The sequence below is a fragment of the Mycobacterium cajalii genome (genome assembly GCF_045809005.2).
GTDB lineage: Bacteria > Actinomycetota > Actinomycetes > Mycobacteriales > Mycobacteriaceae > Mycobacterium.
Map to the genome: position 1 here is coordinate 4,226,362 of NZ_CM141436.1, position 22,092 is coordinate 4,248,453.

Consider the following 22,092-nt stretch of genomic DNA (forward strand, 5'->3'; position numbering starts at 1 on the left):
CCTTCCCCCTTTCAATCCGTGCGTGCGGTTTTCCCGCACACGGCTTACCGATGATCTTCTAGACATGGTTACGCAGCTTTCGGGTAACGGATGGTGCCACGAAGCCGGTGCAGGCCGTGCCCGTTAAACCACTCTTCGGTCCACTGCTCAGCTTGTCCAGCACGCAGATTGCGGCCCCGCTTTCTAACCATCAAGCGAAACAACCGCCAACACACGTACCGGTCGATCTGGCGGAACTTAACGGCGGCATTGCCGGTACGAAAGTAGTTGCCCCAGCCGCGCAGAATCAGCGTCAACTCCGCGATCACGTCACGGATATCGAGACCGACCCGGTTGCGGCCGGTGCGGTCGCGCACCTTGGCCCGTAACCGGGCCATAGCCGTTTGACTGGGCCAGCGGTGCAAGTAGTAGCGGATGACCCGCTTCTGCTCCCACAACCGCCCCGACATGCGGGCGCGGAAATGACAGCCCAGAAAGTCCAGGCCCTCACGCCCTGCCCGCAGATCGACCACCTTCGTCTTCTCCGGATGCAGCCGCAACCCCAACGACGCCAGGATCTCTCCCACCGCCGCCAAAGCATGCTCGGCCTGTTCCGCCGTGCGGCACAACACCACACCGTCATCGGCGTAACGCACCAACTCACCCACCCCACGGGCAGCGAGTTCGGTGTCGAGCACATGCAGAAAGATATTGGCCAACAGCGGCGAGATCACCCCGCCCTGCGGGGTGCCCGCGACCGTCCGCTGGGTCACCCCCTCGACCATCACTCCTGCTTGCAGCCACAACCGCAGCAGTTTGAGCACCCGCCGATCCGAGACCCGCCTACCCACCTGCGTGAGCAGCCGGTCGTGGTCAATCTCGCCGAAGAAATTAGCGATATCGAACTCGACCACAAACACCTGGCCCTCGATGAACCCGGTCCGCAAGCGTTCCTTGGCCATCACCGCCGACCGCCTCGGCCGAAACCCGAACGAGCACGACAAAAAGTCCGCCTCGAAAATCGGTTCCAACACGATCTTGGCCGCCGCCTGGACCACCCGATCTCGCACCGTGGGAATCCCCAACGGCCGCTTACCACCTCGTGGTTTCGGAATCTCCACACGCCTGGCTGGCGCGGGAAGATACACACCCTCGCGAAGGTCACGACGCAACTCGCGCAACATGCGGTCCACGCCGTAGTCCTCCACCGCAGCCACGGTGATCCGATCCACCCCGGCCGCACCTTTGTTCTTACGCACCCGCTCCCACGCCTCCCACAGGACGTCACCCCTGTAGACACGGTCATACAGAGCGTGGAAACGCCGACCCTCAGACTGCTTGGCCGCAGCCCATAGCACCCGTTGCAGTTGTTGCACTTTCACCGGCGAGGCCACCAACGGCTCGTCGTCGGCTACAGCAAGCGATGGCTTGCCGGGGTAATTGGACCGAGTCACCTCGGTCATGCCCTGATGCTTACCCGCTTCGCGCGCGTGATCAAAGCAGGGGCCCTTCCCTCCCGGCGTGTCTCTCACGCCGATCAGCGGTACTACGACCCCCTCGGACTCCCGCTGCCCTCCAAAGGATTTCACCATCGGCTTATACCCTTGGTCTTTGCCTGACGCAGGCCAGGCAGACGGGTCTCTCCCCTTCCGAACCAGACTGTGTGCACGTGCCGCTCCCCATACCCCGGAAGGACCCGCCGAGCTAACCCCGGACCGGGGCTCGACGGACATAGGCCTTCGCCGTGACATGAGCGGCTCGGCTCCTCCGTTGTACATTTGACGAGGCTGCAGGACTCGCGCCTAGCGGCACTACGGCCCGCGCACTTGCTCCCTCCAAAGAGGCTCTCGACACCCCGCTTAGCCCGCCGCCTCTCAACGACGAACCGGGGCCTGCTACCCGGCGCTCCGGTGCCTACCGGGACGGGACTTACACCCGCAAGCCTGATCCAGCTTCTAGGACGCACCATTCGTCACACGCTAGAACGCGCCCGCCCCAGGGGCAATCGGCTACTGCGCCTGGCTCACCGACGACATGTGGAAATCCGGTATCCGCAGCGAGGGCATCGCGGCCCGGGTGGCCCAGTCCCCCCATTCCCGCGGCAGGGTCTTCTCGCTGACGCCGGCCTGGGTGGCCCGCCGCAGCAGGTCCAGCGGGCTCTCGTTGAACCGGAAGTTGTTGACCGCCGCGGTCACCTCGCCGTCCTCGACCAGGTAGACGCCGTCGCGGGTCAGCCCGGTGAGCAGCAGCGTGGTGGGATCGACCTCGCGGATGTACCACAGCGTGGTCAACAGCAGGCCCCGCTCGGTGGCCGCGATCATGTCCGCGAGATCGGCCGACCCGCCGGTCATCACCAGGTTGTCGGCGGCCACGGCCACGTCGGTGTCGAACTTCGCGGCCGTGGCCCGCGGATAGGCCAGGGCGTTGATCACCCCGTCGCGGATCCAGTCCACCTGCCCGATCTCCATGCCGTTGTCGAACACCGACACCGTCTCCGAGGAGTTGCTCGCCGCAACGAACGGCGCGCACGCCAGGCCGGGGGCCATCGGATCGGAGAACAGCGTCAACGGCAGATCGGTGAGCCGCTCCCCCACCCGGGTTCCGCCGCCGGGCGCCGAGAAGGCCGTCCGGCCCTCCTGCGCGCCGCGGCCCGACATCGACCACCCCAGGTAGATCATCATGTCGGCCACCGTCGACGGGGGCATGATCGTCTCGTAGCGTCCCGCGGGCAGTTCGACGCGGCGCTGCGCCCACCCGAGCCTGGTGGACAGTTGCTCGAGCAGCAGATCGGTGGGCACGTCGACGAAATCGGCCGAGCCGATGCCCGCCCAGGCGCTGGCGTCGCCGCGCTTGGCGTTGATCTCCACCGCGCCGGTCGGTTGGGTGTAGCGCCGGCGCAGCCCCGTCGACGACGCCAGGAACGTCGTCGCGACGCTGTGGTGGGCGAACCCGTACAACCGGTCGGCGCCGCCGAACCCGCGGCTCAGCGACCCGGCGACGTCGGCGAACACCTCGGCCCCGGTGCCCGACACCGGCGCATCCCAGTCGACCGGCGTCCCGGCGTCGGCGATCAGCGGCGCGGCGTCGCCGGCCTCCGGCGCGGAGCGGGCCGCGTCCTGGGAGGCGGCCACCAGCCCGGGGATCACCCGCGGGTCCACCTCGGCCGACACCACCGTGCCGATGCGCGCGCTCTCCCCGTCACGCACGATGGAGATCACGGTCATGTGGCGGCTGACCGAAACCCCGTTGGTGGTCATCGAATTGCCCGCCCACCGCAGCGTGGCCTCGACCCGGTCGGTGAGCAGCACCATCGTCTCGTCGGCGCGCCCGAGTTTGGCCGCCTCGTCCAACACGAGGTTCACGACGTGCTGCGGGCTAATCATCGGCCGCCCTCCGTGCGGGTGTTGAGCACGTTGACGCCCCGGAACAGCGCCGACGGGCAGCCGTGGCTGACCGCGGCGATCTGGCCGGGCTGGGCCTTGCCGCAGTTGAACGCGCCGCCGAGCCGCCACGTCGACGCACCACCCACGGCTTCCATGGAATTCCAGAAGTCGGTCGTGGTGGCCTGATAGGCCACATCCCGCAGCTGCCCGTCCAGGCGGCCGTCGCGGATCCGGAAGAACCGCTGGCCGGTGAACTGAAAGTTGTAGCGCTGCATGTCGATCGACCACGACTTGTCGCCGACGATGTAGATGCCGTTCTCGACGCGGCCGATCAGGTCGGCGGTGGCGACGTCCTCGGGTGCGGGCTGCAGCGAAACGTTGGCCATCCGCTGGATCGGCACGTGGTGCGGGGAGTCGGCATACGAGCACCCGTTGGAGCGTGGCTGTCCCATCCGCGGGGCGAACACCCGGTCCAGCTGGTAGCCGACGAATATCCCGTCGCGCACCAGGTCCCAGCTCTGGGCGGCCACACCCTCGTCGTCGTAGCCGACGCTGGCCAGACCGTGTTCGACGGTGCGGTCGGCGGTCACGTTCATCACCGGCGAGCCGTAGCGCATGGTACCCAGTTTGTCCGGCGTCGCGAACGAGGTCCCCGCGTAGGCGGCCTCGTACCCGATAGCACGGTCGTATTCGGTCGCATGCCCGATGGATTCGTGGATGGTCAGCCACAGGTTGCTGGGGTCGATCACCAGGTCAGTGGGCCCGGGCGTCACACTGGGCGCCTTGATCTTCTCGGCCAGCAGCCCCGGCAGCTGGGCAAGTTCGTCGGTCCAGTTCCACACGTCGTCGCCGGCCAGCGCCTCCCAGCCGCGCCCCATCGGCGGCGCCAGCGTGCGCATCGAGTCGAAGCTGCCCGCCGCGGTGTCCACGGTCACCGCGTCCAGCGACGGCATCACCCGCACCCGCTGCTGGGTGATCGACGAGCCGAAGGTGTCGGCGTAGAAGGTCTGCTCCTTGACCGCGTTCAGGCCGGCCGACACGTGGTCGACGCCGTCGGCGGCGAGCAGCCGCCCGGAGTACTCCTGCAGCACCGCGATCTTCTCGGGCGCGGGGACGCCGAACGGGTCGATCCGGTAGCTCGAGCACCAGGTCGCCTCGGCATACACCGGCTCGGGCGCCAGCTCGACGCGCTCGCGGTTCAGCGCCGCCAGCGTGGTCGCCACCTGCACCGCGCGGCGCGCGGTCTCGGCCGCGACGGCCGGCGCCAGCTCGGCGTGCGAGGCGAAACCCCAGGTGCCGTCGACGATCACCCGCACCGCCAGGCCGACCTCGCGGCTGACCACCGCGGTCTCGAGCTCGCCGTCGCGCAGCGCGATGATCTCGGTGCTGATCCGGTGAACCCGCAGGTCGGCGTGGCTGGCCCCGGCCTCGGTCGCCGCCGTCAAGGCGGCGTCGGCCAACTCGTGGCGCGGCAGGTCCAGGAAGTCGGCATCGATCTCCCGGGTCGGTGTCACGACTCCACCGTAACGACCGCTGCCCCACAAAACCCGTCGGCGCCCGCTTTAATACACCCATGCCCGACGTGACCCGTCGATCCACCGCGCTGGGCTATACCTTGCTGGCGCCCAGTCTGTTCGGTGTGGCCGCCTTCCTGCTGCTGCCCATCCTCGTCGTGGTGTGGCTGAGCCTGTACCGGTGGGATTTGCTGGGCCCGCTGCGCTACGTGGGGCTGGCCAACTGGCGCTCGGTGCTGACCGACCCCGGCTTCGGCAGCTCGCTGCTCGTCACGGCCGTGTTCGTGGCGATCGTGGTGCCCGCGCAGACGGTGCTGGGGTTGGCCGCCGCGGCGATGCTGGCGCGCCGGCTACCGGGCACCGGGCTGTTCCGCACGTTGTACGTGCTGCCCTGGATCTGCGCGCCGCTGGCCATCGCGGTGCTGTGGCGCTGGATCCTGGCCCCCACCGACGGCGCGGTCGCCACCCTGTTGGGGCACCGCATCGAGTGGCTCTCCGATCCCACCCTGGCGCTGCCGCTGGTGTCGGCCGTCGTCGTGTGGACCAACGTCGGATACGTCTCGCTGTCGTTCCTGGCCGGCCTGCTGGCGATCCCCGACGACATCCACGCCGCCGCGCGCACCGACGGCGCCACCGCCTGGCAGCGGTTCTGGCGCATCACCCTGCCCCTGCTGCGCCCGACGACGTTCTTCGTGCTGGTGACCGGGATCGTCAGCACCGCACAGGTTTTCGACACCGTCTACGCGCTGACGGGCGGCGGGCCGGCCGGCAGCACCGACCTGGTGGCCCACCGCATCTACGCCGAGGCGTTCGGCTCTGCGGCCATCGGGCGCGCATCGGTGATGGCGGTGGTGCTGTTCGTCATCCTGATCGCGGTGACCCTGGTGCAGCAGTCCTACTTCCGGCGGCGGATCAGCTATGACCTCACCTAGCCGGCTCAGCGCCGCCGCGATCTACCTCGCGCTGGCGTGCGGTGCGCTCATCACGTTGGCGCCGTTCGCGCTCGGCCTGCTGACCTCGTTCACCTCGGCCCACCAGTTCGTCACCGGCACACCGCTGCAGTGGCCGCGCCCGCCCACGCTGGCCAACTACGCCGACCTGGGCGGGGTGGGGTTCGGCCGCGCGGCGGCGGTGACCGCGTTGATGACCGCGGTGATCCTGGTCGGGCAGCTGACGTTTTCGGTGCTGGCGGCGTATGCGTTCGCGCGCCTGCACTTTCCCGGGCGCGACGCGTTGTTCTGGGTCTACATCGCGACCCTGATGGTGCCGGGCACCGTCACGGTGGTGCCGCTGTATCTGATGATGGCCCAACTGGGCCTGCGCAACACATTCTGGGCGCTGGTGCTGCCCTTCATGTTCGGCTCCCCCTACGCGATCTTCCTGCTGCGCGAGCACTTCCGGATGATCCCCGACGACCTCGTCAACGCCGCGCGCCTGGACGGCGCCAACACGCTGGACGTGATCGTGCACGTGGTGATCCCGTCCAGCCGGCCGGTGCTGGCGGCGCTGGCGCTGATCACCGTGGTCTCGCAGTGGAACAACTTCATGTGGCCGCTGGTGATCACCAGCGGCCACAAGTGGCGGGTGCTCACCGTGGCCACCGCCGACCTGCAGTCGCGGTTCAACTCCCAGTGGACGCTGGTGATGGCGGCCACGACGGTCGCGATCGTGCCGCTGGTCGCGCTGTTCGTGGCGTTCCAGCGCCACATCGTCGCCTCGATCGTCGTCTCGGGGCTCAAGTGAGAAGGCCCCGCTTCTCCACGCTGGCCGCCGCGGCTCTGGTGCTCGTCGCGGTGCTGCTGGCCGCGACGGCGGCGCTGCTGAACTACTCCGGCGAACCGCACGGCGGCAGGATCGTCGTGCGGGTGCGGTTCTGGGCGGAGCCGATCGCACAGGCCTACCGGCAGTCCTTCGAGGCGTTCAACCGCGCGCACCCCGGCATCGAGGTGCGCGCCGACATGGTCGCCTACCCGACCTACTTCGACACCCTGCGCACCGACGTGGCCGGCGGCAGCGCCGACGACATCTTCTGGCTGTCCAACGCGTACCTCGCCGCCTACGCCGACGGCGGCCGGCTGATGAACATCGGCGAAACCCTCGGCCCCGACGCCGCCGCGGACTGGGAACCCGCGGTGGTCGACCAGTTCACCCGCGGCGGTGTGCTCTGGGGCGTGCCGCAGCTGACCGACGCCGGCATCGCGGTGTACTACAACGCCGACCTGCTCGCCGCGGCCGGCATCGATCCGGCGCGCCTGGACACCCTGCGGTGGAGCCCCGACGCCGCCGACGACACCCTGCGCCCCCTGCTCGCCCGGCTGACCGTCGACGCCGACGGAAGAACCGCGAACACAACAGGATTCGACCCCGGACGCGTCCGGCAGTGGGGATACAACGCGGCCAACGACCCCCAGGCGATCTACCTGGACTACATCGGCTCGGCCGGCGGGGTGTTCCAGCGCGGCGACAAATTCGCGTTCGACAACCCCGCGGCGATCGCGGCGTTCCGCTACCTGGTCGCCCTGATCAACGCCGACCACGTCGCGCCGCCGGCCTCCGACACCAACGACAACGGCGACTTCTCCCGCAACCAGTTCCTCGCCGGCAGGATGGCGCTCTTCCAGTCCGGCACCTACAACCTGGCCGCCGTGGCCCGCGACGCCCGCTTCCGCTGGGGCGTCGCGATGCTGCCGATCGGCCCCGCGGGCCGGGTCAGCGTCACCAACGGCATCGCGGCGGTGGGCAACGCGGCGTCGAAGCATCCCGCGGCGGTGCGTGAGGTGCTGGCGTGGCTCGGCGGCACGCAGGGCAACGCCTACCTGGGCCGCCGGGGCGCGGCGATCCCGGCCGTGCTCTCGGCGCAGCGCGTCTACTTCGACTACTGGGCCGCCCGCGGCGTCGACGTCACGCCGTTCTTCTCGGTGCTGCGCGGCCCGCGGATCCCCGCGCCGGGCGGCGCCGGGTTCCCCGCCGGGGAGGTGGCCCTGCAGAGCTACTTCGACGAGATGTTCCTGGGCCGAGGCGATGTCGCGGCCACCCTGCAGCGGGCGCAGGCGGCGGCCAACGCCGCCGCCCAACGGTAGCTCACCCGGGCAGCACCAGCACCGGAACCGGGCTGTTGCGGATGATCTTGGTGCTGCGCGACCCGAGGAACACCCGACGGATGTCGCCACCCGGCGACGTGCCCAGCGCCGGGATCTCGCCGTCCACCCAGGACACCGTGCCGAGCACCTCCTCCCACGAGTGGCCGGCGACCACGTCGAGCAGGACGTCGTCACCCACGACGTGTCGAGTCTTCACGTCGTGCAATATTTCTCGCGCCTGAGCCACCCATGCGTCCAGGATGGAGTCCTCGGCGTCCAGCCCCACCTTCGGCGGGTACATCGTCTTGCCGCGCACCGCGAAGGTGAGCGCCCGCATCGGCACGCCGAACCGCTCGGCGTAGCCGAAACGGCGTCGCACCAACTCGACCGCATCCGGGGCCGCCGAGTAGGCACAGGTGAGTCTGGCCAATGTGCCGACATGCGAACGCCGGTATTCGCGGGGGCTGATGGCCACCGGCACGGGTGAGCCGTGCAGCAGCCAGTCGGTGGTCGGTGGACACCCCGTAATCGAGCAGCAGGCAGGCCGCCACGCCCATCGCGGCGGCCTCACCCAGCGTGCTGTAGACGTAGGAGTACGACGAAGCCGACACCGGCACCGCGGCGGCCAGCTCGGCGTAGCAGATCGCGGCGAGCCCGGCCGCGACGCCGGCGATGACGAACGAGACGACCATACCCGGACCGGCTTCGGGCACCGCCTGCGACAGGACGAAGAAGATGCCCGTGCCGATCGTCGAGCCGACACCGAACATGGTGAGCTGGAACGTGCCGATGCTCCGCTTGAGGCGCTCCGCGGCGCCGTGCGCGACGGGTGCGCCGGTTACCGGTCGGCGTCGCAGCATCTGCCCCGCCAGGCCGACCGACGTCGCGGGCAAACGCGCCTCCTGGTGCCGGGTCAGCTGATTATGCGGCAGCCTCCCGCAGCACCGCAGCAAACTGCTGAACCGCCCAGTCGATCTCCTGCGCGGTGATCACCAGCGGCGGCGCGAACCGCAGCGTCGAGCCGTGGGTGTCCTTCACCAGCACGCCCCGATCGGCCAGCCGCAGGCTGATCTCCTTGCCGGTGGCCAGCGCCGGTTCGATGTCGACCCCGGCCCACAGCCCGAAGCCGCGCACCGCCACCACACCGTGACCGATCAACTCGGCCAGCCGCCGGTGCAGGTGACGACCCAATTCGGCCGAGCGGGCCTGGAATTCGCCGCGCGCCAGCATGGAGACCACCGTGGTGCCGATCGCCATGGCCAGCGGGTTGCCACCGAAGGTCGACCCGTGCTCGCCCGGATGCAGCACGCCGAGGATGTCGCGGTCGGCGACCACCGCCGAGAGCGGAACCACGCCGCCGCCCAGCGCCTTGCCCAGCAGGTACACGTCCGGTGTGACGCCCCACCGGTCGCAGGCGAAGGTGTAGCCCGTGCGCCCCAGCCCCGACTGGATCTCGTCGGCGATCATCAGCACGTTGTGCTCGCTGCACAGCGCGCGCACGGACGGCAGGTAGTCGTCCGGCGGGACGATGATGCCCGCCTCGCCCTGGATCGGCTCCAGCAGCACCGCGACCGTATTGTCGTCGATGGCCTGGGCCAGGGCCGCGGCGTCGCCGTAGGGCACCGAGCGGAAGCCCGGCGTGAACGGTCCGAAGCCGCCGCGCGCCGCGGGATCCGAGGAGAAGCTGACGATGCTGATCGTGCGGCCGTGGAAGTTGTTCTCGGCCACGATGATGTTCGCCTGACCCGCGGGCACGCCCTTGACGTCGGCGCCCCACTTGCGGGCCACCTTGAGCCCGCTCTCGACGGCCTCGGCGCCCGAATTCATCGGCAGCACCATGTCTTTGCCGCACAGGTGCGCCAGCGCTGCACAGAACGGCCCCAGACCCTCGGCGTGGAATGCGCGGCTCACCAGCGTCACCGTGTCGAGCTGCGCGTGCGCCGCCGCGGTGATCTCGGGGTTGCGGTGGCCGAAGTTGACCGCCGAGTAGGCGGCCAGGCAGTCCAGGTAGCGCCGGCCGTCGACGTCGGTGATCCACACCCCCTCGGCGCTGGCCGCCACCACGGGCAGCGGCGAATAGTTGTGCGCCGCATATTTGTCGACCAACGTGATCGCGCTCTCGGTGCGGTTCGTGGTGACCGTCTCCGCGGTCCGGGCGTCGAGAATCGTCATGAGAACACCTCCAATGTGCAGCATTTGACCGAACCGCCGCCCTTGAGCAGCTCGGATAGGTCCACGCCAACCGGCTCGAAACCGGCCTCACGCAGTTGTGTCGCGAAATGGTTTGCGCCGGAAGGAATTACAACGTGCAGGCCGTCGGAGACGGCGTTGAGCCCCAGCACGTACGCATCGGCGCTGCCCACCACGATAGCAGCGGGGAACAGCGCACGCAGTTGGTCGTGCGCCGCCTTGCTGAAGGCCGGCGGGTAGTAGGCGATCGTGTGATCGTCGAGAACGGCCAGCGCGGTGTCGAGGTGGTAGAAACGCGGGTCGACCAGCTCCAAAGACACGACCGGGAACCCGAGCGCCGCCGAGATCTCGTCGTGCGCGCGCCGGTCGGTGCGGAAGCCGTAGCCGGCCAGCACGATGTCACCGACCATCAGCAGATCGCCCTGCCCCTCGTTGACATGGCGGGTCGACAGGGGGCGGTAGCCCCGCGACGCCATCCACGCGGCGTAGGCGCGCGCCTCGTCGGCCCGCTCCGCGTACCGGAACTTGGCGACGATGGCGATGTCGTCGGCGATGAATCCGCCGTTGGCCGCGTACACCATGTCGGGCAGCCCGGGCACGGGCTCGACGATGTCCACGTGGTGGCCCAGCGCCAGGTAGGTCTGGTACAGGTTCTCCCACTGCGCGTGCGCGACGCCGACGTCCACGGGCGTGCTCAGGTCCATCCACGGATTGATCGCGTACTCGACAGCGAAGAAGGTCGGTGGCGTCATTGCGTACCGACGGGCCCGCGGGGTGCGGGTGCGCTTGGGGGCCGCGGCGCCGGGCCGAGTCACATACGCGGGCGCGGCGACCGGCGCCGGCTCCGCCACATAGTAATCCGTCACAAATCCACGATATTGGAGCCCATGCAGACAATCAATCGACGAATCTTGCGTGTTGTACGTCTATTTGTTGCGCTAGAGTGGGTCTAGCGGTTGTTTATTGTCTGTCGACGAAATGGGAGGGCGTGACCGGCATGGACAGGCTCGACGAGACCGACGAGCGCATCCTCGCGGAGCTGACCGACAACGCGCGCGCCACCTTCGCCGAGATCGGCGAGAAGGTGAACCTGTCGGCGCCCGCGGTGAAGCGGCGCGTCGACCGGATGCTCGACACCGGGGTGATCAAGGGCTTCACCACGGTCATCGACCGCAATGCGCTCGGCTGGAACACCGAGGCCTACGTGCAGGTGTACTGCCACGGCCGGATTTCGCCGGCCGAGCTGCGGGCGGCGTGGGAGGACATCCCCGAGATCGTCAGCGCGGCCACGGTCACCGGAACCTCCGACGCGATCCTGCACGTGCTGGCCCGCGACATGCAGCACCTCGAGACCGCGCTCGAGCGGATCCGGTCCAGCGCGGACATCGAGCGCAGCGAGAGCATCGTCGTGCTGTCCGACCTGATCGACCGCATGCGGCCCTGAGACGCGCCGGCGGGCCGGCGCCTCAGCGCTTCGAAAGCCCGCCCACCAGACGCCCCAGCAGCGACGGCCCCGGGCCCGGCGGCCGCCGCGACGCGTAGGGCCACGGGTGGTTTCGCTCCGGCACCGAGCCGGCGCGGGCCTCCTTGAGCCGCGTGCGCAGGTGCCCGCGCAGCTCGTGCAGGCCGGGATCGGTCCACCGGCTGTCGGCCTCGACGGGGTCGGCGGTCAGGTCGTAGAGCTCCCACTGGTCGTCGAGCGGCGACGTGCGGTAGGTGTCGCCGCCGAGCCCGTTGGCGGCCAGGTGTCGCACGCCGGGCTCGGTCCAGGTGCCGGGGTCGTCGAACGTGCGGACCAGCTTCCACAGGTGGCCTTCGCCGCCCGGCACGTCGTCGACGCGCACGACCAGCCCCTCGAAGTTGGAGGCGGTGTGGGCCGGGACCCGGATGCGCAGCGGCGCGGGCGGATTGACGGTCTGCTTGAGGCGGCGCCCAAGGCCCGAGGCGACGGTGTCGCCCTCGAGCATGTTGTCGCGGGTCATCAGGTAGACCGCGCGGGTGTCGTCGGCCGGCGCGCCGTCGACGACGGGCATGAGGTCGCGGCCCGGCAACTCGTGGACCTCCGAGAAGGACTCGGCCAGCGTGGCGGCGACCGCCGCGACGTCGACCCCGGCGGCCGACAGCAGCGTCGGGACCAGGTCGACGTGCGATGTCGGAGCCGTCACGACCCGCGGGCCCGTGGACCGCTCCCCGACGCGGGCGATCACGAAGGGGACGCGGGTGGCCTCGTCGTAGAGGTTGAACCACTTCTGGTGCAGGCCGCCGTGCGCGCCGAGCAGGTCGCCGTGGTCGGCGGTGCGCACCAGCACCGCGTCGGCCGAGCCGTTGTCGGTGACGGCCCGCCGGACGCGGTCGATCGGTGCGTCGACCTCGGCGTGCAGCCGGTAGTACAGGTCGCGGTAGCGCTGGGCGTTGCGCTCGTAGGTCCGGTCGATCGCGGGGGCCGGGCCGTAGCCGGAGTAGTAGGCCTCGCGGAAGGCGATCTGCGCGGCCGGCTTGGTCGACAGGTCCTCGCCGGCCGTCGGCGCGGGCGGCACCGGCGGGGGGTCCAGCGGCGACGGCGTGATCGGGCTGCGGCGCGCCCACAGCGGGAACAGCACGATGTCGTGCGGGTTGACGAAGCTGGCGACCAGCAGGAACGGGCGCAGCGCCGCCGCGTCCCCGGCGCGGCGGCGGGCGTACCGGTCGGTGAGCCAGGCGACGACGCGGTCGGCGATCAGCTGGTCGCGGCGCACCCCGGCGTTGGCCAGCGCGGCGCCGTGCGGTTCGGGGCCGACCCATCCGGAGAAGCCGTAGGGCGCCAGCGGGTCGGCGTCGAGGTAGCGCCGCACGGCGGCGTGGTCGACGACGCCGTCGTCGTCGTTGGTGGCCAGCGGACCGCCGGTCGCCGGGTCGGTCAGGTCGGCGTGGGAGATGTGCCACTTGCCGTCGTAGTGGGTGTCGTAGCCCGCGGCGCGGAACCAGTTGCCCAGGGTGGGCACCTCGCCGGGGCGCAGCCAGCGCATCCGGGTGTCGTCGGCGGTCTTGCCGATGCCGTCGGTCTGGGTGACCCCGTGCAGGTCGGGATAGTGCCCGGTGAAGATCGTGGGCCGGCTGGGCACGCAGGCCAGCGAGCCGGTGTAGTGCCGGGCGAAGCTGACCCCGTGGTCGTCGAACCACTTGCGGCCGGTGAGCACCCGGTCGCGCCAGGCGAGCACGTCGGGCGCCTCGTACGGCGGCACCGCACGCTCCTCGTCGGTCATGATGACGACGACGTCGGGGCGATCAGACACGGGCCTTCTCCAATCGGTTCGCGAGCCCGGCGAGCATCTCGCCGGACTGGCGCGCCAGGACCCGGCACACGACGCGTTCGGCAAGCTTGTGCGGCGCGCGGGGGCCGATCTCGACGGTGCTGGTCAGGCTCACGACCGTCACCCCGCCCCCGAACGGCGCCAGCGTCCAGCGGTTGGCCACCCTGCCCAGGCGGGCGGGCAGGCCCTCGATGTCGTAGCCGAGCGCATGCGGCGGGTCGAACTCGGTGATGCGCTCGACGAGGGCGTCGCGCCTGACCTGGACCCGGCGCGCGGTGCCGACGGCCGCGCCGCCGGGACCGGAGAACAGGATGCAGGAGTGGTCGACGTTGCCGGCCCACGAACTGATCGCGCCGAAATCCGCCAGGACGTCCCAGATCTCCTGCGGGGAGGCCGCGATGCGGCGGCTGCGGTGCGCGTCGGACACGTGCCCAAGCTACGCGACCGGCGGCCGGCCGGCGCAGCGTCCGCCCGCTTTCTAACGCGCCAAGTGGAACGCGGTCTCCACCCACACCGCCGCGCCGCACACCGCGGTCGTGATCGCCAGGGTCACCCAGTCCGTCATCTTCGGCCGCGCCGGGTTCGCGGAGAGCTGGCCGGCGCCGCCGCGGGCGGTGATCGCGTCCCCCATCTCGTCGCCGCGCCGCAGCGTCACGGTGATGGCCGCGGCGAGCAGGTCGATCACCTCCAGCGCGTTGCGGCGCAGCCGCGCCCCGCGGCCGCGCGGTATCCGTCGGGGCCGCAGCCGGCGGGCCGCGTGAAGCACCTGGAACTCGTCGATCAGCATCGGGAAGGCGCGCAGCGCGAGCGCCAGCGCCACCGCCCACTCGTCGACCGGAATCCGCAACGGCCGCAGCGGGCGGCCCAAAACCGCCATCGCGGGACCGATCTCGGCGACGTTGGTGGTCCAGGACACCATCGCGCCCAGCGCGAGCAGGACCACCGACAGCGCGGTGATCCGCAGAAACTGCAGGAGCCCGCCGAGGGCCAGGTGCAGGCCCCCCAGGGCGATCACCGGGCTGCCGCCGCCCAGCGCGGCCGTGATGCCGCCCAGCGCGACGATGACCCACAGCCAGCGCGGAACCGACGGCAACGCCCCCCGCGGAATGCGCGCGATCCGCATCGCGGCCGCCACCAGCGCGGCCACCGCGCCGATCGCCACCCAGCCCGGGTAGAACGTCAGCAGCACCGAGATTCCGAAGACCACGAGCAGTTTGGTCCCGGCCCACAGTTCGTGGATGGTCGACGTCCCGGGCACCGGGACGAGCAGCACCACCGGCCGCGGGGTGCGCCGGCTCGTGGCGTGCTCGGGGCCCGCGGTCGCCGTCATGCCACACCCCCGGCCGCGGCCGGGACCGATTGGAGCCTGCCGTTTTGCAGATGCAGGGTGCGTGGGCAGACGCCCTCCAGGCCGGCGAAGTCGTGGGAGATGATCACCACCGTGAGGCCCTGCTCGCGACGCAGGTCTTCGAGCAGTCGCAGCAGGCCGCGCTGGGCAGCGGCGTCCAGCCCCGCCAGCGGCTCGTCGAGGATCAACGCCCGCGGCGAACACGCCAGCAGCCCGGCCAGCACCACCCGACGCATCTGACCACCGCTGAGCTGGTCGATGCGGCGTTTGGCCAGCGCGGGGTCCAGCCCGACGGCGCCCAGCGCCGCGGCGACGCGGTCCCGGTCGCGGTGCGAGAAACCCGCGGCCGAGGCCACTTCCCGGTCGACGCGGCTGCGCATCAGCTGCAGCCGGGCCGCCTGGAACGACAATGCCACCGCGCCGACCTGCTCGTGGGTGGGCCGCCCGTCGAGGAGGCAGGCGCCGGTGGTGGGAATCGTCAGCCCCGCCATGATCCAGGCCAGCGTCGACTTGCCGGACCCGTTGCCGCCGTGGATCAACAGCCCGTCGCCCTGCTCCACCACGAAGCTGATGTCGCGCAGCGCGGGTTTGGCCCACGGTGTGCCACTGGCGTATTCGTGGCCGACCCCGACGAGCTCGATCGCCGGCGCGGACGAAATGTGCGCCACCGCGGCGGACGGCAGCGGCGTGGGGGCGGACTCGACCATGTCGGCGTTGTCCGGCGAATCGCTGAGGTTGATCGCGCGGTCGACCGACTCGGCCTCGACGTTGTAGTGGGTGATGTGCACCAGCGCGGTCCGGTGTCGTTGGGTGAGACCCGACAGCACGCCGAGCAGGGCCTCCCGGCCCACCTGGTCGACCATGGTGGTCACCTCGTCGGCGATCAGCAACGACGGTTCCCGGGCCAGCGCCGCGGCCAGCGCCAGCCGCTGCAGCTCGCCCCCCGACAGGCTTCCGGTGTCGCGGTCGGCGAGCCCGTCCAGGCCCACCTCGCCCAGCAGCCGGTTCACGTCGATCTCGGTGCCCGGCGGCAGGCCCCACACCACGTCGTCGGCGACCCGGGTGCCCAGGACCTGGCTTTCGGGGTGCTGGAACACCACCGCCGTGCCGCCCATCTTCCCGAGGCCGACCGCGCCGGGGCGCCGCACGGTGCCCGACGTGGGCTCCCGGCCCGCCAGGATCAGCATCAGCGTGGTCTTCCCGGAGCCGTTGGCGCCGGTGATCGCCACGTGTTCGCCGATGCGCACGTCCAGGCTGATCTCGCGCAACGCGTCCTGGGCGGCGTGCGGGTAGCGGAAGCGCACCCTGTCCAACCGCACCGGCACCGGGCCGATCGGGGCCGTTTCACCCGCGCTGCTGTCCCAGGCGTCCAGCTTGTGCACGTCGGGCAGTTCGCGCATCCGCTGCAGCAGCCGCGACAGCGCCCACCAGCCGATCAGCGACACGATCGTGATGCCCACGGTGTAATAGCCCAGCAGGATCCACGGCCAGTAGTGCAGGCCGTCGGCGAAGTACTGTTTGACGTCGGCGCCGGCTTGCCGCAGGTGCATGCGGGTCAAGAACGCGGCGACCCCGTCGATGTTCGCGGTCATCACCTCGAAGATCAGGTGCCGCAGCCGGGTCATGACGGCCAGCGCGGCGAGCGTCACGGCACCGAACACCAGCCCGGCGATCAGGGACAGCGCGACCACCGTCGGCGTGCCGCGCCGTCGGCGCTTGACGAACCCGGTCAGGCCGCCGATGTACACGCCGTGCAGGACCGTCATCAACCCGCCCAGGCCGGCGATGAGGAAGGCGATCATCGCGGCGGCGACCGTCGCGGCGACCAACACGCGCATCCGGTACCGGTAGGCCAGCAGCCCCGTCGGCACGGTGCCCAGCAAGGCCACTCCGGCGGCGAACGGGACGACGACGGAGATGATCGCGATGACCGCACACAGCGCCCCCATCACCGACGCCTGCGCCAACTCCACCGGCTGCAGCGGTCCGCCGCGATGGCGCGCGCGCAGGGGTCTGGGGCCGGTCACTTGATCGATTCTGCCAGGCCGCGGCCCCGAGGCCCGGCAGAACACCGCGCCATCTGCGGATTTGCGACCCGGCGCCAAACCAGCGGCTCGCTTAGGGGAGCTATGCAACCATGGAGGCATGAACGCATCCGCCGCCAACCACAGCGGGGTCAGCGGAGTGGCGGGCGCCGCAAAGCCCGAGCCGCGACCGGGCCTCGGGGCGGACCTGCTCGCGGTGGTCGCCCGCCTCAACCGGCTGGCCACCCAGCGGATCCGAATGCCGTTGCCCGCGGCGCAGGCCAGGCTGCTCGCCACCGTCGAGGCGCACGGCGAAGCCCGCATCGGCGACCTGGCGGCCGTCGACCACTGCTCGCAGCCGACGATGACGACGCAGGTAAGACGCCTGGAGGAGGCCGGCCTGGTCACCAGGACGGTCGACCCCGGCGACGCCCGCGCCGTCCGGATCCAGATCACGCCGGCGGGCCGGCAGACGCTGAACGCGGTGCGAGCCGACCGCGCCGCCGCCATCGAACCGCAACTGGGTCAGCTCGCCCCGGCCGAGCGCCAGGTCCTGGCGGAAGCGGTGGGCGTGCTGCGCCGGCTGCTCGACGACGCCGCGACCCCACGCCGCCGCGGCGCCCCGTGACCGGGGCCCGTCCCGGTGGATCGACCACCGCGCACGGGTAGACACTTAGGCAGAGCCCGGATCCGTTTACCGCGCGATTCGGTCTGATCGGCGACGAAAGGTGACGGCGATGCGGCCCGACGCCCCGGCCCACCCGGCTTCCCCGCTGACGGTGTGGGTCGGATCGATGCGGTACGTCTTCGCCCCGGGCCGCGACGTGATCGTCGGCCAGGGCAGGGGCTGCGACGTCCCGCTCGACCGCCCGGGCCACGCCGGTTCGGCCCCGCCCCCGGCCCGTTCGGACGTCGTGCTGCGGTTCGCCGACGGGCATTGGGTCGCCGTCGACACGAGCCCCTACGGCATGTACGCCGACGGGGCCCGCGTGACGACGGTCGACATCCGCGACGGGCAGGCGATCACGATCGGTGATCCGCAGCGGGGTCCGCGGCTGGTGTTCCAGCTCGGCGCGCCCGCTCGGCCGTCCGGCCCACCCCCGCCCCCGGCAGCCCCGCCGCCGCAGCAGCAGCGGCCGAACGTCCCGCCGCCGCCGCCGCGCCCCCGGCCGCAGCCGTCCGGCGCGGCCCCGCGCGAGCAGCCCGGGCCGGTCTCCCAGGCGCCGACGCAACGCCCCACCCAACGGATGCCGGTGGCCCAGCAGCCGCCGGCCCGGCCGTCCCAATCCGGCGCCCGGCCGCAGCCGCCCGCCGAACCGCGGCCGGCCCCACCGCCCGAACCGCATCCGGCCTCACCGCCCGAACCGCAGCCGGCCCCAACGCCCGAAGCGTCCCGGGACGAACGCCCGAAAAACCGGGGCCTGATCAAGCGGATGACCGACGCGACCCGCAAGCTGCGCGCCCAGCAGCCCTCGTTCCGCTCCGAGGAAGCCGACCGGACCTACCGGCTGCCGCTGCGGCCGGGAGCGCGCACCACCGGGGTGACCGCATACCGGTTGGGGCTCGCCGTCGGCGGGCGCGAGGTCATCAGCGACGTCTCGTTCACCGCGCGTCCGGGCACGCTCAACGCGGTCATCGGCCCCTCTGCGCCGCGCAACACCGCGCTGCTCGACATGCTCGCGGGCGCGCGACAACCGGACTCCGGCGTGGTCACCGTCGACGGACACGACGTGCACGCCGAGCCGGCGGCGATGCGTTCCCGCATCGGGATAGTGCCGCGCGACGACCGGCTCCACCGCAAACTCACCGTCGCCCAGTCGCTCCGGTACGCCGCCGAACTGCGGCTTCCGCCCGAGACCACCCCCGCGCAGCGCGACCGGGTGGTGGACCAGGTGCTCGAAGAACTCGAACTGACACCGCACGGGGCGACGCCGGTGGCCAAACTCCCGCCCGCGCTGCGCCGGTGCGTGGCGCTGGCGATCGAACTCCTCAGCCGCCCCACCCTGCTCGTGGTCGACGGCCTGGGCGCCGGCCTCGACGCGGCGCAGGAAAACCAGGTGATGGCGGTGTTGCGGCGGCAGGCCGACCTCGGCTGTGCCGTCGTCGTCGCGATGGCATCGCAGACCTCCCTGACCCAGGTGACGATGTGCGACCAGGCCGTGGTGCTCACCGGCGCCGGCGCGCCGGCCTACATCGGCGCACCGCTGCAGGCCGAACCCGCGCTGGGCACCGCCGATTTCGCCGGGATTCTCGCCCAGGTCAGCGCCGACCCCGACGGCGCCCACCGCGCGTTCCGGGAGCGGCAGCAGGCGTCGACCCCGCCGGCACGGCCGGGAATCGCCGCGCCGTGGCCGCCCCCCGCGGACCTGACCCTGTCCCGGCAAACCGGTCTGGTGATCCGCCGCCAGGTTCGCCAGCTTCTCGCCGGTCGCGCCCGGGTCGTCTTCCTGGTGCTGCTGCCGCTGGTGTTCGGCGCGTTGACGCTGCTGATTCCCGGCGATTCGGGGTTGGGCTGGGCCGACCCCTCCGGACCCAACCGGCACGAGGCCATCGAGATCCTGGCCGCCCTCAACTTCGCCGCCGTGGTGATCGGCACCGTGCTGACCGTGCGCAACCTGGTCACCGAGCGCCTCGCCTACCGGCGGGAGCGATCCGTCGGGCTCTCCCCGGCGGCCTACCTGGCCGGCAAAGTCGTCGTGTTCTCCGTCGCCGCGGCCGCCTTGACGGCCGTGCTGACCGCCATCGTGCTGATCGGCAAGGGCGGGCCCGCGCGTGGCGCCGTCCTGCTCGGGAGCGCCGACCTCGAGCTCTACGTGAGCGTGGCCGTCACGGCCGTCGTGTCGGCCATCGTCGGGCTGGCGCTGTCCGCGCGGGCCGGGTCCCCGCGTGAGGTCCCTGCGCTGGCGGTGCCGGTGATCCTGGCGTCGCTGCTGTTCGCCGGGGGTTTGGTTCCGCTGGTGGGCACGTGGGGCTACGACCAGATCTCCTGGTTCGTGCCGGCCCAGTGGGGCTTCGCGGCGTCGGCGTCGACCGTCGACCTGCGCCGCGTCGACGCGCTGGCCGCCAACATCGAGATGTGGACCCACTACGTCGGCTGGTGGGCGTTCGACATGAACATGCTGGTGCTGTTCGGCGCGATGTGGGCGGGGCTGGCGTGGTTCTGGCTGCTGCCGCGCGGGCGCCGGGCCCGCACCGCGGTACCGCGGCCGGAGCAGGCCGCGCTTGGCGGGCGGACCGGCCGAGAAGCCGAGCGCGCGTAACGGTTTCGCGCGCCGTTGTCGCGTGATTGTTTCCGCCGCGCGAGCGGCGGGCTACGGTCGGGTCATGGCGCCAGAAAAGACGAGCACTGCCGAGCATCTGCGCAACACCCTGGACGGGCGGTGGCGCGACGTGAAGAACCGGATGCGGGACACCATGACCGAGGACATGTTCCGCCCGCATTACACCCCCAACACCGTGATCGCGCGCACCAAGGTGGGCGAGCAGATGAGGATCATGGCCGCGTTCGGTGCCGCCGGCGACAACTTCCGCAAGGAACACGGCGGCACCGGCGACGTCGGGGCGGCGATCACCATGATCGAGATGCTCGCGATGTCGGACCTGTCGCTGATGGTCAAGGCCGGGGTGCAGTGGGGCCTGTTCGGCGGCGCCGTCGAGAACCTGGGCACCCAACGCCACCATGAGGCCTACGTCAAGAACATCATCAGCCTCGAGTTGTGCGGCTGTTTCGCGATGACCGAGACCGGCCACGGCAGCGACGTGCAGGCGCTGGAGACGACCGCGACCTACGACGCCGAGGCCCAGGAGTTCGTCATCGACTCCCCCACCCCGTCGGCACGCAAGGACTACATCGGGGGTGCCGCCGAAACAGCTACCGTGGCAGCGGTTTTCGCTCAGCTGATCACCACCGAGGAGGGCAAGCCGGTCAACCACGGCGTGCACTGCCTGCTGGTCCCGATCCGCGACGCCGACGGCAACGACCTGCCCGGTGTGACGACCTCGGACTGCGAGTACAAGGGCGGCCTGCCCGGCGTCGACAACGGCCGCATCATGTTCGACCGCGTGCGGGTCCCGCGGGCCAACCTGCTGAACAAGTACGGCGACGTCGCGCCCGACGGCACGTACACCTCGCCGATCGACAACCCCAGCAGGCGGTTCTTCACGATGCTGGGCACCCTGGTGCGCGGCCGGATCACCGTGGGCGGCAGCGCGGGCGCCGCGGCGCGCGTCGCACTCGACATCGCGACCCGATACGCGTTGCAGCGCAGGCAGTTCAGCGCACCCGACGACGAGGACACCGAGGTGCTGATCATGGACTACCTGGTGCACCAGCGCCGGCTGTTCCCGTTGATCGCGAAGTCCTATGCGCTGCAGTTCGCCCAGAACGAGCTCGTCGCCAAATGCCACGACGTCCAGACCGCCGACGCGCCCGACGCCGAGGAGCAGCGCGAGCTGGAATCACGCGCCGCCGGGCTGAAGGCGGCCAACACCTGGCACGCCAGCCGCTCCATCCAGGAGGCGCGGGAAGCGTGCGGCGGTGCGGGCTACATGGCCGAGAACCGACTGATCGGCCTGCGCGGCGACACCGACGTGTTCACCACGTTCGAGGGCGACAACCACGTGCTGACCCAGCTGGTCGCCAAGGAGCTGCTCACCGCCTACGCCGACGACATCCGCAGCATGAGCCCGGTCGAATGGGTGCGTTTCGCCGCCGGCACCGTCAGCGACCGCGTCGTCAAACGCACCGCTGCGGAGACCATCATCCAGACGATCGTGGATGCCCGGCAGGACAACGAGGAGGAGGGCAGCCTGTTCAACCGCGGCACGCAGATCAAGATGTTCGAGGACCGCGAAGAGTATCTGCTGTCATCCGTCGCGCGCCGGCTGCAGGCCAAGTCCAAGGAGATGTCGGCTTTCGACGCGTTCAACGCGGTGCAGGACCACGTGCTGCACGCGGCGAGCGCGCACATCGACCGGGTGATCCTGGAGGCCTTCGTCGCCGGCATCGACTCGTGCGAAGACCGGCAGGCACGCGAGCTGCTGGAGCTGGTCTGCGACCTCTACGCGCTGTCGGTGATCGAGGAGGACAAGGCCTGGTACGTCGAGCACCGCTACCTGTCCACCGACCGGGCCAAGGCGGTCACCCGCGGGATCAACGACCGGTGCCGGGCGCTGCGCCCGCACGCGCGAACGCTGGTCGACGGCTTCGGCGTCCCCGAGGAACTGCGCTACGCCGAGATGCTGCACCCGGAGAACCTGCCGGACGCCGTCAGCTCCTCATGAG

17 protein-coding genes and 1 pseudogene are annotated in these 22,092 nt (G+C 70.9%); 7 read left to right on the forward strand and 11 right to left on the reverse strand.

The genetic code is table 11. The annotated features are described in order from the left end of the window. Positions 1–68: 68 nt before the first annotated feature. The 3 genes from ltrA to ACJ512_RS20130 form a co-directional block, all read right to left on the reverse strand. Entirely contained in the window at positions 69–1,442 is a 1,374-nt protein-coding gene (ltrA, locus tag ACJ512_RS20120; RefSeq protein WP_407689776.1) for a group II intron reverse transcriptase/maturase, read from the reverse strand. Between the two features lie 546 nt (positions 1,443–1,988). Further along, positions 1,989–3,362, reverse strand: coding sequence for a metallopeptidase TldD-related protein (locus ACJ512_RS20125; RefSeq protein WP_407688903.1), 1,374 nt, complete (start codon positions 3,360–3,362; stop codon positions 1,989–1,991). Continuing rightward, positions 3,359–4,876, reverse strand: coding sequence for a TldD/PmbA family protein (locus ACJ512_RS20130; RefSeq protein WP_407688902.1), 1,518 nt, complete (start codon positions 4,874–4,876; stop codon positions 3,359–3,361). Before ACJ512_RS20130 ends, ACJ512_RS20125 begins: the two co-directional genes overlap by 4 nt. Positions 4,877–4,935: 59 nt before the next feature. Between ACJ512_RS20130 and ACJ512_RS20135 the strand changes: the two genes are divergently transcribed. From ACJ512_RS20135 to ACJ512_RS20145, 3 genes are read left to right on the forward strand one after another with little or no spacing between them, the layout of a single operon-like run. Next, positions 4,936–5,808, forward strand: coding sequence for a carbohydrate ABC transporter permease (locus ACJ512_RS20135; RefSeq protein WP_407688901.1), 873 nt, complete (start codon positions 4,936–4,938; stop codon positions 5,806–5,808). Continuing rightward, a complete protein-coding gene (locus ACJ512_RS20140; RefSeq protein ID WP_407688900.1) occupies positions 5,795–6,619 on the forward strand; it encodes a carbohydrate ABC transporter permease in 825 nt (274 codons plus the stop codon). The genes ACJ512_RS20135 and ACJ512_RS20140 overlap by 14 nt, the downstream gene beginning before the upstream one ends. Then, entirely contained in the window at positions 6,616–7,956 is a 1,341-nt protein-coding gene (locus ACJ512_RS20145; RefSeq protein WP_407688899.1) for an ABC transporter substrate-binding protein, read from the forward strand. Before ACJ512_RS20140 ends, ACJ512_RS20145 begins: the two co-directional genes overlap by 4 nt. A gap of 1 nt (position 7,957) precedes the next feature. Here the strand turns inward: ACJ512_RS20145 and ACJ512_RS20150 are convergent, their stop codons facing one another. From ACJ512_RS20150 to ddaH, 4 genes and pseudogenes are all read right to left on the reverse strand, one after another. Next, on the reverse strand, positions 7,958–8,527 hold the full coding sequence (locus ACJ512_RS20150) for a universal stress protein (protein ID WP_461479825.1): 570 nt from the start codon (positions 8,525–8,527) through the stop codon (positions 7,958–7,960). After that, a pseudogene (locus ACJ512_RS20155) lies at positions 8,469–8,849 on the reverse strand (amino acid permease); the annotation flags it as partial. The pseudogene ACJ512_RS20155 and the gene ACJ512_RS20150, both read right to left, overlap by 59 nt. Before the next feature lie 28 nt (positions 8,850–8,877). Further along, positions 8,878–10,128, reverse strand: coding sequence for an ornithine--oxo-acid transaminase (gene rocD / locus ACJ512_RS20160; protein WP_407688897.1), 1,251 nt, complete (start codon positions 10,126–10,128; stop codon positions 8,878–8,880). Beyond that, entirely contained in the window at positions 10,125–11,012 is an 888-nt protein-coding gene (gene ddaH / locus ACJ512_RS20165) for a dimethylargininase (RefSeq protein WP_407688896.1), read from the reverse strand. The genes rocD and ddaH overlap by 4 nt, the downstream gene beginning before the upstream one ends. A gap of 131 nt (positions 11,013–11,143) precedes the next feature. Here ddaH and ACJ512_RS20170 point away from each other — a divergent pair, with 131 nt between their 5' ends. Beyond that, on the forward strand, positions 11,144–11,590 hold the full coding sequence (locus ACJ512_RS20170) for an Lrp/AsnC family transcriptional regulator (RefSeq protein ID WP_369738060.1): 447 nt from the start codon (positions 11,144–11,146) through the stop codon (positions 11,588–11,590). Positions 11,591–11,612: 22 nt separating this feature from the next. Here ACJ512_RS20170 and ACJ512_RS20175 read toward each other — a convergent pair whose 3' ends face one another. Genes ACJ512_RS20175 through ACJ512_RS20190 form a run of 4 tightly spaced genes read right to left on the reverse strand, consistent with a single transcriptional unit; the run spans position 11,613 to position 16,811 of the window. Continuing rightward, a complete protein-coding gene (locus ACJ512_RS20175; protein WP_407688895.1) occupies positions 11,613–13,418 on the reverse strand; it encodes a sulfatase-like hydrolase/transferase in 1,806 nt (601 codons plus the stop codon). Then, the gene (locus tag ACJ512_RS20180) at positions 13,411–13,863 is read right to left on the reverse strand and encodes an SRPBCC family protein (RefSeq protein WP_407688894.1); all 453 of its coding nucleotides are present in this window, start codon (positions 13,861–13,863) and stop codon (positions 13,411–13,413) included. Before ACJ512_RS20180 ends, ACJ512_RS20175 begins: the two co-directional genes overlap by 8 nt. Positions 13,864–13,914: 51 nt before the next feature. Continuing rightward, on the reverse strand, positions 13,915–14,766 hold the full coding sequence (locus ACJ512_RS20185; protein WP_407688893.1) for a CbiQ family ECF transporter T component: 852 nt from the start codon (positions 14,764–14,766) through the stop codon (positions 13,915–13,917). Next, complete coding sequence (locus ACJ512_RS20190; protein WP_407688892.1) at positions 14,763–16,811, reverse strand: ABC transporter ATP-binding protein; 2,049 nt, start codon at positions 16,809–16,811, stop codon at positions 14,763–14,765. The genes ACJ512_RS20185 and ACJ512_RS20190 overlap by 4 nt, the downstream gene beginning before the upstream one ends. 118 nt (positions 16,812–16,929) lie before the next feature. Between ACJ512_RS20190 and ACJ512_RS20195 the strand changes: the two genes are divergently transcribed. From ACJ512_RS20195 to ACJ512_RS20205, 3 genes are all read left to right on the forward strand, one after another. Next, the gene (locus ACJ512_RS20195; RefSeq protein ID WP_407688891.1) at positions 16,930–17,436 is read left to right on the forward strand and encodes a MarR family winged helix-turn-helix transcriptional regulator; all 507 of its coding nucleotides are present in this window, start codon (positions 16,930–16,932) and stop codon (positions 17,434–17,436) included. A 109-nt stretch (positions 17,437–17,545) separates the two neighbouring features. Further along, on the forward strand, positions 17,546–20,068 hold the full coding sequence (locus ACJ512_RS20200; protein ID WP_461479826.1) for an ATP-binding cassette domain-containing protein: 2,523 nt from the start codon (positions 17,546–17,548) through the stop codon (positions 20,066–20,068). Positions 20,069–20,132: 64 nt separating this feature from the next. Then, positions 20,133–22,091 (forward strand): acyl-CoA dehydrogenase family protein, encoded by a 1,959-nt coding sequence (locus ACJ512_RS20205; RefSeq protein WP_407689023.1) that lies wholly within the window; start codon positions 20,133–20,135, stop codon positions 22,089–22,091. Position 22,092: the final 1 nt, after the last annotated feature.

What these genes read in the sequence shown, in the direction of transcription:
- ACJ512_RS20195 (WP_407688891.1), top strand. Translation starts at nt 16,930, where the DNA reads ATGAACGCATCCGCCGCCAACCACAGCGGGGTCAGCGGAGTGGCGGGC.
- ACJ512_RS20140 (WP_407688900.1), top strand. Translation starts at nt 5,795, where the DNA reads ATGACCTCACCTAGCCGGCTCAGCGCCGCCGCGATCTACCTCGCGCTG.
- ltrA (WP_407689776.1), bottom strand. Translation starts at nt 1,442, where the DNA reads ATGACCGAGGTGACTCGGTCCAATTACCCCGGCAAGCCATCGCTTGCT.
- ACJ512_RS20125 (WP_407688903.1), bottom strand. Translation starts at nt 3,362, where the DNA reads ATGATTAGCCCGCAGCACGTCGTGAACCTCGTGTTGGACGAGGCGGCC.
- ACJ512_RS20185 (WP_407688893.1), bottom strand. Translation starts at nt 14,766, where the DNA reads ATGACGGCGACCGCGGGCCCCGAGCACGCCACGAGCCGGCGCACCCCG.
- ACJ512_RS20135 (WP_407688901.1), top strand. Translation starts at nt 4,936, where the DNA reads ATGCCCGACGTGACCCGTCGATCCACCGCGCTGGGCTATACCTTGCTG.
- ACJ512_RS20205 (WP_407689023.1), top strand. Translation starts at nt 20,133, where the DNA reads ATGGCGCCAGAAAAGACGAGCACTGCCGAGCATCTGCGCAACACCCTG.
- rocD (WP_407688897.1), bottom strand. Translation starts at nt 10,128, where the DNA reads ATGACGATTCTCGACGCCCGGACCGCGGAGACGGTCACCACGAACCGC.
- ACJ512_RS20170 (WP_369738060.1), top strand. Translation starts at nt 11,144, where the DNA reads ATGGACAGGCTCGACGAGACCGACGAGCGCATCCTCGCGGAGCTGACC.
- ACJ512_RS20200 (WP_461479826.1), top strand. Translation starts at nt 17,546, where the DNA reads ATGCGGCCCGACGCCCCGGCCCACCCGGCTTCCCCGCTGACGGTGTGG.